The organism is Pseudomonas sp. NPDC088890 (genome assembly GCF_044900155.1).
GTDB classification, from domain to species: Bacteria; Pseudomonadota; Gammaproteobacteria; order Pseudomonadales; family Pseudomonadaceae; genus Aquipseudomonas; species Aquipseudomonas urmiensis.
In genome coordinates, this window is sequence record NZ_JBJDNG010000010.1 from 81956 (window position 1) to 94856 (window position 12901).

General features: G+C 63.5%; 11 protein-coding genes and 1 riboswitch. Of the genes, 5 read left to right on the top strand and 6 right to left on the bottom strand.

Features of this window, described 5'->3' with window-relative positions:
- Nucleotides 1-30 precede the first annotated feature (30 nt).
- A riboswitch (FMN riboswitch) is annotated at nt 31-172 on the top strand.
- Nucleotides 173-251: 79 nt separating this feature from the next.
- Nucleotides 252-902: a 3,4-dihydroxy-2-butanone-4-phosphate synthase gene (ribB, locus tag ACI2JX_RS20110; protein WP_264236603.1), complete on the top strand. Its 651-nt coding sequence runs from the start codon at nt 252-254 to the stop codon at nt 900-902.
- A gap of 109 nt (nt 903-1011) precedes the next feature.
- On the opposite strand, the gene ACI2JX_RS20115 is transcribed toward ribB, so the two are convergent.
- Genes ACI2JX_RS20115 through ACI2JX_RS20125 form a run of 3 tightly spaced genes read right to left on the bottom strand, consistent with a single transcriptional unit; the run spans nt 1012 to nt 4731 of the window.
- Nucleotides 1012-2205 (bottom strand): SGNH/GDSL hydrolase family protein, encoded by a 1194-nt coding sequence (locus ACI2JX_RS20115; protein ID WP_404690853.1) that lies wholly within the window; start codon nt 2203-2205, stop codon nt 1012-1014.
- 2 nt (nt 2206-2207) lie between these two features.
- A complete protein-coding gene (locus ACI2JX_RS20120) occupies nt 2208-3341 on the bottom strand; it encodes a DUF459 domain-containing protein (RefSeq protein WP_404690854.1) in 1134 nt (377 codons plus the stop codon).
- Nucleotides 3328-4731: an MBOAT family protein gene (locus ACI2JX_RS20125; RefSeq protein ID WP_264236599.1), complete on the bottom strand. Its 1404-nt coding sequence runs from the start codon at nt 4729-4731 to the stop codon at nt 3328-3330. Before ACI2JX_RS20125 ends, ACI2JX_RS20120 begins: the two co-directional genes overlap by 14 nt.
- 242 nt (nt 4732-4973) lie before the next feature.
- Between ACI2JX_RS20125 and ACI2JX_RS20130 the strand changes: the two genes are divergently transcribed.
- The 4 genes from ACI2JX_RS20130 (at nt 4974) to ACI2JX_RS20145 (ending at nt 10228) form a co-directional block, all read left to right on the top strand.
- Nucleotides 4974-5216 carry an exodeoxyribonuclease VII small subunit gene (locus ACI2JX_RS20130; protein ID WP_186556633.1) on the top strand — a complete coding sequence of 81 codons (243 nt, stop codon included), beginning with the start codon at nt 4974-4976 and terminating at the stop codon, nt 5214-5216.
- Nucleotides 5213-6100, top strand: a complete 888-nt coding sequence (gene ispA, locus ACI2JX_RS20135) for a (2E,6E)-farnesyl diphosphate synthase (RefSeq protein WP_404690855.1) — start codon at nt 5213-5215, stop codon at nt 6098-6100. Before ACI2JX_RS20130 ends, ispA begins: the two co-directional genes overlap by 4 nt.
- A 120-nt stretch (nt 6101-6220) precedes the next feature.
- Complete coding sequence (dxs, locus tag ACI2JX_RS20140) at nt 6221-8116, top strand: 1-deoxy-D-xylulose-5-phosphate synthase (protein WP_404690856.1); 1896 nt, start codon at nt 6221-6223, stop codon at nt 8114-8116.
- 219 nt (nt 8117-8335) lie between these two features.
- Nucleotides 8336-10228: a TonB-dependent receptor domain-containing protein gene (locus tag ACI2JX_RS20145; RefSeq protein ID WP_404690857.1), complete on the top strand. Its 1893-nt coding sequence runs from the start codon at nt 8336-8338 to the stop codon at nt 10226-10228.
- Here the strand turns inward: ACI2JX_RS20145 and ACI2JX_RS20150 are convergent.
- Genes ACI2JX_RS20150 through ribA form a run of 3 tightly spaced genes read right to left on the bottom strand, consistent with a single transcriptional unit; the run spans nt 10206 to nt 12051 of the window.
- Nucleotides 10206-11018: a cobalamin-binding protein gene (locus tag ACI2JX_RS20150; protein ID WP_404690858.1), complete on the bottom strand. Its 813-nt coding sequence runs from the start codon at nt 11016-11018 to the stop codon at nt 10206-10208. The two genes, ACI2JX_RS20145 and ACI2JX_RS20150, sit on opposite strands and share 23 nt — an antisense overlap.
- On the bottom strand, nt 11018-11437 hold the full coding sequence (locus ACI2JX_RS20155; protein WP_404690859.1) for an MFS transporter: 420 nt from the start codon (nt 11435-11437) through the stop codon (nt 11018-11020). The genes ACI2JX_RS20150 and ACI2JX_RS20155 overlap by 1 nt, the downstream gene beginning before the upstream one ends.
- Nucleotides 11434-12051, bottom strand: a complete 618-nt coding sequence (gene ribA, locus ACI2JX_RS20160) for a GTP cyclohydrolase II (protein ID WP_404690860.1) — start codon at nt 12049-12051, stop codon at nt 11434-11436. The genes ACI2JX_RS20155 and ribA overlap by 4 nt, the downstream gene beginning before the upstream one ends.
- Between the last annotated feature and the right edge of the window lie 850 nt (nt 12052-12901).

Consider the following 12901-nt stretch of genomic DNA (forward strand, 5'->3'; position numbering starts at 1 on the left):
CCAACCAGGTGGCACAGTGCTGTATGCTTGGCCGGTCTTCAGGGCGGGGTGAAAGTCCCCACCGGCGGTAAATCGAAAGATGAGCCCGCGAGCGCCCCGGCCCTGTCGGGGGACAGCAGATCTGGTGAGATTCCAGGGCCGACGGTCATAGTCCGGATGAAAGAAGGCGTTTGGTAGCAGCCAAAAGGTGCTGCTGCGCGCGCGTTTTGTTCGCCCCGAGACGTTCATCGATTATTCACGAGGAGCGTTTCATGTCCCCCATGCTGCAAAAGCAATTCCCCAATGTCGCGGCTGCCATTGCTGCTTTCCAGGCTGGCCGACCGGTGCTGTTGCTCGACGACAACGATCGCGAGGACGAAGCGGATATCATAGCCGCCGCCGAAAACATCTCGATGCAGACCATGGCCATGATGATCCGCGATTGCAGCGGCATCGTTTGCCTGTGCCTGGATGAAGCCACTGTCGACGCCCTGCAACTGGCGCCGATGGTGCAGAACAACCAGGCCCGCCATGGCACCGGCTTCACCGTTACCATCGAAGCGGCCGAAGGCATCACCACCGGCGTTTCTGCCCAGGACCGCATCACCACTATCGAAGCTGCGCTGCGCTCGACTGCCGAACAGCGCCAGATCGTCAGCCCTGGTCACGTGTTCCCGCTGCGTGCACGCAATGGTGGCGTACTGACTCGCCGTGGTCACACCGAAGGTACGGTGGACCTGGCGCGCCTGGCTGGGCTGCGTCCGGCCGGCGTGCTGTGCGAGCTGATGAACCCCGACGGCACCATGGCCCGCGGTGAGCAGGTGGCGGTGTATGCCCGCCAGTACAACATGCCAATGCTGACCATCGAAGAGCTGGCGCAGTACCGCGTGGCGATGATGGAGCGCGAGGCTGTGCCCGCCTGATCCATCGCCTACACCACTGGCTGTAGAACCCTATCGCGGGGCAAGCCCGCTCCCACGCAGAGTTTCAGCCGCGTGGGAGCGGGCTTGCCCCGCGATGGCGTTGGCCGCCTCAGCGCAACCGAAGCGCCCCTTTCAAGAATTCATACAACCCCGCCGCACTCTTGCGATAACCCTCGCCAGTCAGGTGCACCAGATCCCCTCGCGCTAGCCCCCCGGCCTGCCACCGGGCAATCGAACATGGCCCGCCCATGTAGGCCTGCCAATCCCAGAACAACGCCTTGTGTTTCTGCGCCATCTGCCGCTGCACCCGCACCACCCCAGCCAACGGCTGTGGCTGCTTGGCTGCACATGAACGCGCCTTGCGCTGCTTGATCGAGTCCGGTGGCCCGACCAACAAGATCGCCGCCCGCGGCAACTGCTTGCGCAAGCTGCTCAGGGTCGCATCGAGCTGAGACTGGTACAGCGCCAGGTCGAGCTGGTCATCGAACGCCTCGTTGGTGCCGTAGGCGAGGATCACCAGATCCGGTCGCAACAGCTTGAGGCTGTCTTGCCAACCGGGCTGCCACTTATCCACAACCTCCAGACGCGCACCATTGATGCCCAACGAGGAATAGGTCACCCCGGCATTCTTCTGCCCCTGGATGTACCAGCCACCCAGCAGCACACCCTCGCCCCCCTCCAGGCCTAGCTGCATCGGCAGACCAAGATTGGTAAACGCTGGGCTCAAACGCCACTGACCGTTGGTGGCTGGCAGCATGCGCCGCTGATTGCCATTGGCAAGCAAGGTGCTGTTACGGCTGGCCTGGTACAGGGCAGACACCTTGTAACGCTGCGCATCGGCGTCGCGCGCTTGTAGCGTCACCTTGGGCCGGGCTGCGAGCGGCAATGACAGGTAGCCGCCCAGAGGAAACTGGCTGCTCTGCTGGTTACGCGCCGAAATCAACTCCCACTGGCGCCGCTCACTGTTGATGATCACCCGGTCATTGCGGATACCCGGCACCGAGGTCGCCGGCACCAGGCCGATCCCCCCATCGCCATAGCGTGCCTGCAGCAGACGCCGCAACTCGCCACTGAACAGGTCGGCGGCGGTATGTGAATCACCCAGCTGGACGATCGAGACTGGCGCACGCCTGGCGTTGCGCACCTTGTCGGCGAATACGCCGAGATTGCCGTCCTGGCGAGCGGTGGGCGCTGTGGCAACTTTGGCGGGCGCAGGCTGGGCCGGCACGCTCACACCGGCACTACAGCCGGGCACGCTGCTGATCAGCAGGGCCAGGCCCAGCAGGTGATGCCATTGGCGCATGGTCAATGTCCTGTAACGGTGAGGGCCGGGAAAGTGATCAGCGACAGTACCTGCGCCGCAATCATCTTCTGCCCGGTGATGGTGAAATGCACGCCGTCGTCATAACGGACTTTGATCCGCTTGCCTTGCGGCGACTGCACGGTAAAGGAGAACTGCTCGTCCGGATAGCCGAGGATCGGGTTGGCCGAAACGAAGTGCTGGCCGAACAGCGTTGCCTGTTGCTGATACAGACCACTGAGATAGGCCATGGCGGACGACAGCCGCGGTTGATTCATATTCGGCGGCCCGACCCAGATCACCTGGACCTGATGCGCCCGCGCCTGCTCGAGAATCGCGTCGATGCGGGCGCGATAGGCCACTTCCCACTCCGGCGACTTGAAGCGCAAAAACGGCTTGCCCTTGCCCTGGGGCATGTCCCACGGATCGTTGGGGCCAAGGAACACCACCATCAGGCGAATGTTAGGCTCACGCTCAAGGGTCTCAGCGACGGTCTTGGGCCAGTTGAAGAAGCCCGGGTAGGCCAGGCCGGTACTCTGCCGACTGAGGTTGACGGTCTTGATCTGATAACGCTTGCGCAGGCTGTTGGCCAGATGCGGCGCGACCCCCTGCATCAGGGAATCGCCGACCAGGAACACCTCGTCACCGGCCGCCAAGGCCGCCACGGTGCCCGGCTGTAACAGCGGTGGCGGAGCCAACGGACGTGTGGGCGCCGGCGCGGCGGCGACTGGCGGCGTCACAGCATCAGCTGCTACTGATGCCGTCGCAGTGTGCACGGCCCTCGCTGGCGGCTTGCTCGGCAGCAGGGGGCGCTGCAGATCGACCGTCACCACCGGCATTGGCGGCGGCAGCACTTGCGGCTCTGGCGTCTTGGCGAGCTGGGTCTGGCGCTCGAGGCTGTCGAGGAAGCTGTCTCGCGCCTCGCCCAATGCCGTGGTCAAGCCCGCGCCCAGGCGCCAGGCCGGCAGTTGGCCAATGACCGGCAGCTCACAGCTCTGGTGATACTTCTGCTGGCAATAGAGCTTGATCGAGTCCTGGTTCAGCCAGAACAACAGCAGCGTGGTGACGACGATGGCGTACAGCGCCTTGGCCGCGCTCAGCTGCACCTGGGACAACGACGTGGCATTAGAAGCTGGCATAAATGAACCCCGGCACACCCGACTGCGAAGCGAAGATCACCAGCGACACGAACAACGCCAGCGGGATCGGATAGAGCTGCCAGGGCAACCGCTGGCTCGCGGCGAAACCCTGGCGTAGCAAGCTCAGCCACTGTGGATAACTGGCCACCAACAGCACGCTGGCCAGGATCAGCAGGCCGCTGGACGAATTCAGCCCAGCGACACTGACCTGGGCAATATCGCCGAGCATTTCCAGGGCGCTGTCCAGGGTTGGGCTGCGGAAGAAAATCCAGGCGAAGGCGACGTAATGGAAGGTCAATAGGCGAGCCAGCAGCCCTGCCCCAGGTAATCGGGCAAAGCCAGGCAGCAACTGGTCGAATAGCTTATAGATCGCCAGCCCGACGCCATGCAGCGCGCCCCAGATGATGAAGTTCAGGCTCGCGCCATGCCACAGGCCGGACACCAGCATGGCCAGCAGCATGTTCAGGTTGCCCCGCCACACCCCCTGACGGTTGCCGCCCAGCGGGATGTACACGTAATCGCGGATGAAGCGCGACAGGCTGATGTGCCAACGCGCCCAGAATTCCTTGAGGTTATGCGCCGCGTAGGGGGCGTTGAAGTTGTCCGGCAAGCGCACCCCCAAGAGCAGGGCGATACCGGTGACCAGGTTGGTGTAGCCGCTGAAGTTGAAATAGATCAGGAAGCTGTAGCCATACACGCTCAGCAGCACCTGCTCTGGGCTGGCGCTGCCGGGGGTGTCGAACACCGGATCGACCCACTCGCTGCCCAACCAGGCGCTGAAGAAGAATAATTTCACCACCGCCAGAGCGATCAGCCCCAGCGCACGCTGCGGCTCAAGTACCTGGCGCATGGCCTGTGGGCGAATCTGCGGCAACATGTGCGCTGCACGATTGACCGGGCCCGCCACCAGACTGGGGAAGAACGCCAGGTACAGCGCCAGATCCAGCACGGGTGCAGGCGCAAGCTCACGGCGATTGATCGATACCAGGTAGCTGACCGAATGGAAGGCATAGAACGACAGCCCGATCGGCACCAGCAACTCCAGAACCGGCAGCGAAACCGTCAGCCCCAGCGCTGCCAGCGCGCTCTGCGCACCTGCGACGAAGAACTCCTGGTACTTGAATAGATAGAAGCAGCCCAACACCAGGGCCAGTAACAAGACCGGGTTGAACCAGCGCCCGGGATAGCGCGCTGTCAATTGCCCAAGCAGGTACACCAGTGCGCTGTAGCCGAGCAGGATGTACAGCGAGTGCAGGCTGAAACTGGCCACCAAGGCATAACTGGCGCTCAGCAGCAGCACATTCTGCAAACGCACGCTCCAGCACAGGCTCCAATAGAGCAGGAAGAACAGCGTGAAGCACAAGCCAAATTCGATCGAAAGGAAGCTCACAACGTAGTCCGTTACGTGACGTGGAGGGAGGGGCGGCGGCTGCCATGCAAGCCCCGGCGCAGAGCGCGCGGGATTATGGCAGAGGGGTCTGAACGCGACAATCGGACAGACTCTCAAATTGCAATACGAGTATTCACAGGCAAATGAAACAAAATGCGACGAACGATAGGCCTCGGCAATTTGCTCCCCCTGCCCCGCTCTGCTAGTGTCGCGCCGTTCTGAATGCCACCGAGACAGTCGCCATGGCCCGCAAAAAAACCTCCATCGATTTCGAACAATCCCTCGCCGATCTGCAAGCGCTGGTCGAGCGCCTGGAGAACGGTGAATTGTCGCTGGAAGAGTCGCTGGCCGCCTTCGAGCAAGGCATCGCCCTGACCCGTGACTGCCAGGGCGCCCTGGCCCAGGCCGAGCAAAAAGTGCAAATCCTGCTCGAGCGCGACGGCGAGCTGGCCGCTCAGCCGTTCGACGCGGAGCCACAAGAATGATCAGCAGCTACCAGGCCATCTGCCAGGCACGCGTCGACGCCGCTCTCGAACAGCTGTTCCAGGCGCCGTCGGCAGAGCTGCAACGGCTCTATGAAGCCATGCGCTACAGCGTGATGAATGGCGGCAAGCGCGTGCGTCCGCTGCTCGCCTATGCCGCCTGCGAAGCCTTTGGCGCGCCGGCTGAAGACGCCAATGGCGCGGCCTGTGCGGTCGAATTGATCCACGCTTACTCGCTTGTCCACGATGACCTGCCGGCGATGGACGATGACGACCTGCGCCGTGGTCAGCCGACCACCCATAAAAAATTCGACGAAGCCTGCGCGATCCTCGCTGGCGACGGCCTGCAGAGCCTGGCCTTCGACGCCCTGCTCGACCCGCGCCTGAGCAGCCAAACCGCTACCACCCGCCTGGACATGGTGCAAACCCTGGCCAAGGCCGCCGGGCCTGCCGGCATGGTCGGCGGGCAGGCCATCGACCTCGGCTCGGTGGGTTTGAAGCTCGACCAACAAGCCCTGGAGTACATGCACCGGCACAAGACCGGCGCCCTGATCGAAGCCAGCGTGCGCCTCGGCGCCTTGGCCAGCGCGCGCGCCGAACAGGCCCAACTGGAGGCCTTGCAGGTGTATGCCCAGGCCATCGGCCTGGCCTTCCAGGTGCAGGACGATATCCTCGACGTCGAGAGCGACACCGCCACCTTGGGCAAACGCCAGGGCGCTGACATCGCGCGTGACAAACCGACCTATCCAGCCTTGCTTGGCCTGGATGCGGCCAAGGCCTACGCGATCGAGCTGCGCGACCAGGCGCTGGCTGCATTGCAGGGCTTTGGCGATAACGCCGAGCCACTGCGCGCGCTGGCCCGCTATATCGTCGAACGGCGCCACTGACCAGATCTCGCCACGCCGCCGATATTGTTTCAGCGAGCTTGGACCGCCCCCCTGTGAATGGGCAGCTTCCTACACAATGGGGTAAACTGCCGCGTCTTCAAACCTATAACGACTCGCCTGATGCCCACGACGTTTCAAGAGATCCCCCGCGAACGCCCGGTCACCCCGTTGCTGGACCGCGCCGATACGCCAGCCGGCCTGCGCCGGCTGGCTGAAGCCGACCTGGAGAACCTGGCCGACGAATTGCGCCAGGAGTTGCTCTATACCGTTGGTCAGACTGGCGGGCACTTCGGCGCCGGCCTGGGCGTGATCGAATTGACGGTTGCCCTGCACTACGTCTTCGACACCCCGGACGACCGTCTGGTGTGGGACGTCGGTCACCAGGCCTACCCGCACAAGATCCTCACCGGCCGCCGCCAGCGCATGCTCAGCCTGCGTCAGAAGGATGGCATCGCCGCCTTCCCGCGCCGCGTCGAAAGTGAGTACGACACCTTCGGCGTCGGCCACTCCAGCACCTCGATCAGTGCCGCGCTGGGCATGGCGATTGCCGCCCGCCTGCAAAACAGCCCGCGTAAATCGATCGCGGTGATCGGTGACGGCGCGCTTACCGCAGGCATGGCCTTCGAGGCGTTGAACCACGCCCAGGAAGTCAACGCGGACATGCTGGTGATCCTCAACGACAACGACATGTCGATCTCGCGCAACGTCGGCGGGTTGTCCAACTACCTGGCCAAGATTCTCTCCAGCCGCACCTACGCAAGCATGCGCGAGGGCAGCAAGAAGGTCCTCTCGCGCCTGCCTGGCGCCTGGGAAATCGCCCGGCGCACCGAAGAATACGCCAAGGGCATGCTGGTTCCCGGCACTCTGTTCGAAGAGCTGGGCTGGAACTACATTGGCCCGATCGACGGCCACGACCTGCCGACCCTGATCGCCACCCTGCGCAACATGCGTGACCTCAAGGGGCCGCAATTCCTGCATGTGGTGACCAAAAAGGGCAAAGGCTTCGCCCCCGCCGAAGTCGACCCAATTGGCTACCACGCCATTACCAAACTCGAACCTGCCGACAAACCGGTCGTGCCGAAACAAGCCAGCGGCCCTAAATACTCCGCCGTGTTCGGCCAATGGCTGTGCGACATGGCCGCCGCCGACAATCGCCTGGTGGGCATTACCCCGGCAATGAAGGAAGGCTCGGACCTGGTGGCGTTCAGCGAGCGCTTCCCCGAGCGCTACTTCGACGTGGCCATTGCCGAGCAACACGCTGTGACCCTGGCTGCGGGCATGGCCTGTGAAGGCGCCAAGCCGGTGGTAGCGATCTACTCGACCTTTCTGCAGCGTGCCTACGACCAGCTGATTCACGACGTGGCGGTGCAGAACCTCGATGTGCTGTTCGCCATCGACCGCGCCGGCCTGGTCGGTGAAGACGGCCCGACCCATGCTGGCAGCTACGACCTGTCGTACCTGCGTTGCATCCCCGGCATGCTGGTGATGACCCCGAGCGATGAGAACGAGCTGCGCAAGATGCTCAGCACCGGCCACCTGTACAACGGCCCGGCTGCCGTACGCTATCCGCGTGGCACTGGCCCCAATGCGCCGATCAGTGGCGATCTTGAGCCGCTGGAAATTGGCAAAGGCGTGGTCCGTCGCCAGGGCGAGAAAGTCGCCCTGCTGGTGTTCGGCGTGCAATTGACCGAGGCCCTGCAAGTGGCTGAGCAGATCAACGCGACCGTGGTCGACATGCGCTTCGTCAAACCACTGGATGAGGCCTTGGTACGCGAGCTGGCGGCCAGTCACGAACTGCTGGTGACCATCGAAGAGAACGCCATCATGGGCGGCGCGGGCGCTGCGGTGGGCGAGTTCCTCGCCCGCGAGGCACTGCTCAAGCCGCTGCTGCACTTGGGGCTGCCGGACATCTATGTCGAGCACGCCAAGCCTGCGCAGATGCTGGCCGAGTGCGGGCTGGATGCGGCGGGGATCGAAGCGTCGGTGCGCGCGCGGATGGCCAAGCTCGGCCTCTGATTTTTTGCGGCCCAATCGCGGGGCAAGCCCGCTCCCACGCAGACGTGGCGCTACCTGCTCCCACGCAGACAGACGCTATCTGCTCCCACGCAGACAGGCGCTACCTGCTCCCACGCAGACAGGCGCTATCTGCTCCCACGCAGACAGGCGCTACCTGCTCCCACGCAGACAGACGCTATCTGCTCGCTTGCGTGGGAGCGGGCTTGCCCCGCGATAGCGATGGAACTGCCAGTGAAAATCCCAACCCTCACCACCCTGCTCTGCTTGCCGACCACCCTGCTGGCCGCCGAACCGGCCCGCGACGACGCCCTGAAACTCCCCGACGTGCTGATCAGCGCCAGCCGCCAGGTTGAATCGCGTACCACCACCAGCGCCGCCAACAGCGTATTCACCCGCAGCGATATCGACCGCCTGCAACCGAGCAGCGTCACCGATCTGCTGACCCGCGTGCCCGGCGTCCAGATCGCCCCCACCGGCGGTCGCGGCAGCCTGCCGGGGATCTTCATCCGCGGCACCAAGGCCGCCCAGAGCCTGGTACTGGTCGACGGCGTGCGTATCGCCAATGCCACCTCTGGCGACAGCGGCCTGCAGTTTCTCGACGTCGACCAGATCGAACGCATCGAAGTGCTGCGCGGTTCGCGTTCGGCGGTCTATGGCAGCGACGCGATTGGCGGGGTTATCCAAATCTTCACCCGCCGCAGCAGCGGCCCTGGCCTGCAACCGCGCCTGCGCCTGGCGGCCGGCAGCAACCAAACCTGGCAGCGCAGTCTGGGCCTGTCTGGCGGTGACGGCGCTACCCGCTTCAGTCTAGGCGCCAGCCTGGACGAAACCGCTGGCATCGATTCGACCGGCCCCTCGTTTGCCAGCGACGCTGACCATGACGCCTATCGCAACCAGTCGTTCAACCTGAGCCTTAGCCACACCTTCAACGAGCGCTTTGAGGCCGGTTTGAACCTACTCGACAGCCGTGGCCGCAGTGAGTACGACAGCCCCTACGGGCGCTATGACTTCAACAGCCGCCAGCTCTTCGCCCAGAAGCCTTACACTGACTTCAGTGTCAGCAGCGTCGGCAGCTACTTCGACGCGCAGGTGAACGACACCTGGCACTCGCGCCTGGAACTGGGCCACAGCGAGAACCGCGACGATAAGCGCGACAAACTCAGCGCTGAGCGCTTCGTCTACAACACCTACCGTGACCAGGTCACCTGGCAGAACGACCTGAGCCTGAGTGAGCGCCACAGCCTGTTGCTGGGCGGCGATTGGTATCAGGACCGCGCCCAGGGCACGACCGAGTTCACCGAGGACAGTCGCTGGAACCGTGCGGTATTTGTGCAGCATCGCTATGCCGGCGAAGGGTTCTCAAGCGAACTTGGCCTGCGCCACGACCGCAACCAGCAGTTCGGCCGCGAAACCACATTGAGTGCCAGCCTGACCCTGCCGGTAAACGAGCGCAACGACCTGCTGCTGTCCTACAGCGAGGGCTTTCGCGCACCCACGCTGAATGATCTCTACGATCCTCAGTACGGCAATCCTGAGCTCAAGCCCGAGCATTCCAAGAGCTACGAGCTGCAATGGCGCAGCCAATTGACCAGCAGCAGCCGCCTGGAAGCCTCGCTGTACCGCACCGACCTGCGTGACGCGATCATCTTCCCCGACATGCAGACCAAACCCTACAACGTGGCCAGCGCGCGCATCGACGGCGTGGAACTGACCCTGCATCAGCAGTGGCAAGCCTGGCAGGCCCAACTGGGCCTGGCGCTGATCGATCCGCGTGATCGTGACAGCGGGCACACCCTGGCCCGCCGCGCCCGGCGCACCCTGAGCCTGGATGTCGATCGGCAGTTCGAACGGTTCAGTGTCGGTGGCAGTTGGCAGGCGGTCAGCAGCAGCTACAACGAGGAGAAGAACCTCAATCGGCTCGGTGGCTATGGCTTGCTTGGCCTGCGGGGTAGTTGGACGGCCAGCCAGCAGATCAGGCTCGACCTGAAGCTGGATAACCTGCTGGATAAAGGCTACAGCCGTGCGCTGTACAGCTATGACAACAGCAACCATGGCTATCGCGAAGAAGGCCGCACCTGGCTGCTGAGCCTTACCTGGACGCCGGCACGCTAGCGTCGAGCACTGCGCAGAGCTTGGCGGTCGCTTCGATCATCTGTCCGCTGGGCCGCTCCAGGCCTTTGTCTGGCACCACCAGCAGCTGCTGGTTGGCCGTGGCCCGCAGTTGCGGCCAGGCCTTCCACGGCGTCAGCTGCGCCTTGTCAGCGGCCAGGATAACTTCTGGATCACGCGCCAGCACCGACTCTACGCTGACCAGCGGCGCCGGCTGCGTCAGGTCGGCAAAGACATTGCGCGCGCCACAGACCGTCAGCGCATCGCTGACGATCTGCTGGCCACCCAAGGTATACAGCGGTTTGTCCCACACCTGATAGAACACCGCCAGCGGCCGCTCACGTTGATAGCGCTCGCGCAGCGCTTGCAGGCGGGCACGCAGTTGCGCGGCATAACGCCGAGCCTGCTCAGCGCGACCCACCCGCACACCGATGGCCTCGATCTGCTCGATCAGTTGGTCGAGGTTTTTCGCTTCATCACTGAAGGTAGCGATGCCCAGGCGGCGCAGCTGATCGCGCTGGGCCGGGGCAACACTGCCAGGCCAGAGCAGCAGCAAGTCGGGTTTGAGGCTGAGCAGACGCTCCATGTCCAGCTGGCCGTGACGCCCCACCGAAGGCAACGCAGCCAACCCTGCGGGCCGTTCGCCGCCGTCGAGCACGCCCACCAGCAGGTCATCGGCGTGCAGCTCGAGCATGATTTCCGTCATCGACGGCGCTAGGCTGATTACCCGTGGTCCAGTCGCTGCGTGAGCACCACCGACCAGTAACAACAGCAGGCAAAGTAAGCCGCGCATCAGCCCAGCTGACGCGGAATGCGATAGAGGTAAAGCAGCACCAAGGTGGACAGCGCCAGGAGGATTTGCGGCACCGCTTCCAGCCCGACCAAGACTGACAGCGCGGCCACCCAGGCGGGGATGCAGGCGAACAGCATGGCTATGCGCCGCACCCGCGCCAGCTCGATCCAGGCGGCCGGCTCTTCAGGCGTGCCGAGCACCTTGGAGGTGGCAATCAACGCCCGCTTGTAGGCGCCGAAGCGTGGCAGGCTGAGGAACATGGTCGCGGCTCCCGCGATGAACAGTGGCATGGCCAGCACCGGGATCAGCCCGTCACCACCGCCGAAGGCCCAGGCCATCACTGGCAGCGGCAACAGCCCGACTGCCAGGTATTGCCACCAGGCCAGCGCCAGGCGCCGCTTCACCTCGCTGCGGGTCACGCCTGAGGCGCCTCGCCCTGGTGCTCGGTGCCCATCATATGGCCGAGCTTGCCAGCCTTGGTCGCCAGGTACAGGCGGTTGTGCGGGTTGTGCCCGGTATGCAGCGGTACACGCTCGGCGACGTTGATGCCCATGCTGGTCAGTGCCTTGACCTTGCGCGGGTTGTTGGTCATCAAGCGCAACGCCTTGACGCCCAGGTGCTCGAGCATCGGCAGGCACATGGCATAGTCGCGCTGGTCAGCGGCGAAGCCCAGGCGCTCGTTGGCCTCGACGGTATCGGCGCCGCCATCTTGCAGCTCATAGGCGCGGATCTTGTTCAACAGGCCAATGCCCCGGCCTTCCTGGCGCAGGTACAGCAGCACGCCACGGCCTTCGCGGGCGATGGCTTGCAGGGCGGCTTCGAGTTGCGAGCCGCAGTCGCAACGCTGGCTGAACAAGGCATCACCGGTCAGGCACTCGGAATGCAGGCGCCCGAGCACCGGCTCGCCGTCAGCGATATCACCCAGGCTGAGCACCACGTGCTCACGGCCGGTGGCTTCGTCGAGAAAGCCATGCATGGTGAAGGTCGCGAAGGGAGTCGGGAGTTTCGAGGCGGCAACAAAGACGACGGGCACGTTGTGCTCCTGATTAGTAACTTGGAATTTCACGTGAGCCGATTGTATCAGCAGGCTGGCGCATATGCTCAGGCTGAATACCGTGGCTTAAGATCGAAAAGTTCGATGCTTATTGAACATTTCAGGGTGCCAGCACTGGCCCCTTCGCGGGCAAGCCCGCTCCCACAGGGAGCCAAGTCGGTCAGAGAATTTGTATTGAGTCAGTCATGACTCACCGCTGGCCTGAGATCTGTACGGTAGCTGTGGGAGCGGGCTTGCCCGCGAACAAGCCATCGGGCCAAGTCGGTGAGAGAATTTGCATTGAGTCAGTCATGACTCACTGCGGGCCTGAGATCTACGCGGTAGCTGTGGGAGCGGGCTTGCCCGCGAAGAAGCCAACTCAATGGGGCTGACTGTCCGCAGTAAAAGGATATGGCTGCTGCCATCGGGCCAAGTCGGTCAGATAATTTGTATTGAGTCAGTAATGACTCACCGCGGGCCTGAGATCTGCACTGTAGCTGTGGGAGCGGGCTTGCCCGCGAAGAAGCCAACTCAATAGGGCTGACTGTCCGCAGTAAAAGGATATGGCTGCTGCCATCGGGCCAAGTCGGTCAGATAATTTGTATTGAGTCAGTCATGACTCACCGCGGGCCTGAGATCTACGCGGTAGCTGTGGGAGCGGGCTTGCCCGCGAAGAAGCCAACTCAATGGGGCTGACTGTCCGCAGTAAAAGGATACGGCTGCTGCCATAGGGGCCAAGTCGGTCGCAGTATTGGGTATTGAGTCAGTCATGACTCACCGCGGGCCTGAGATCTACGCGGTAGCTGTGGGAGCGGGCTTGCCCGCGAAGAAGCCAACTCAATGGGGCTGA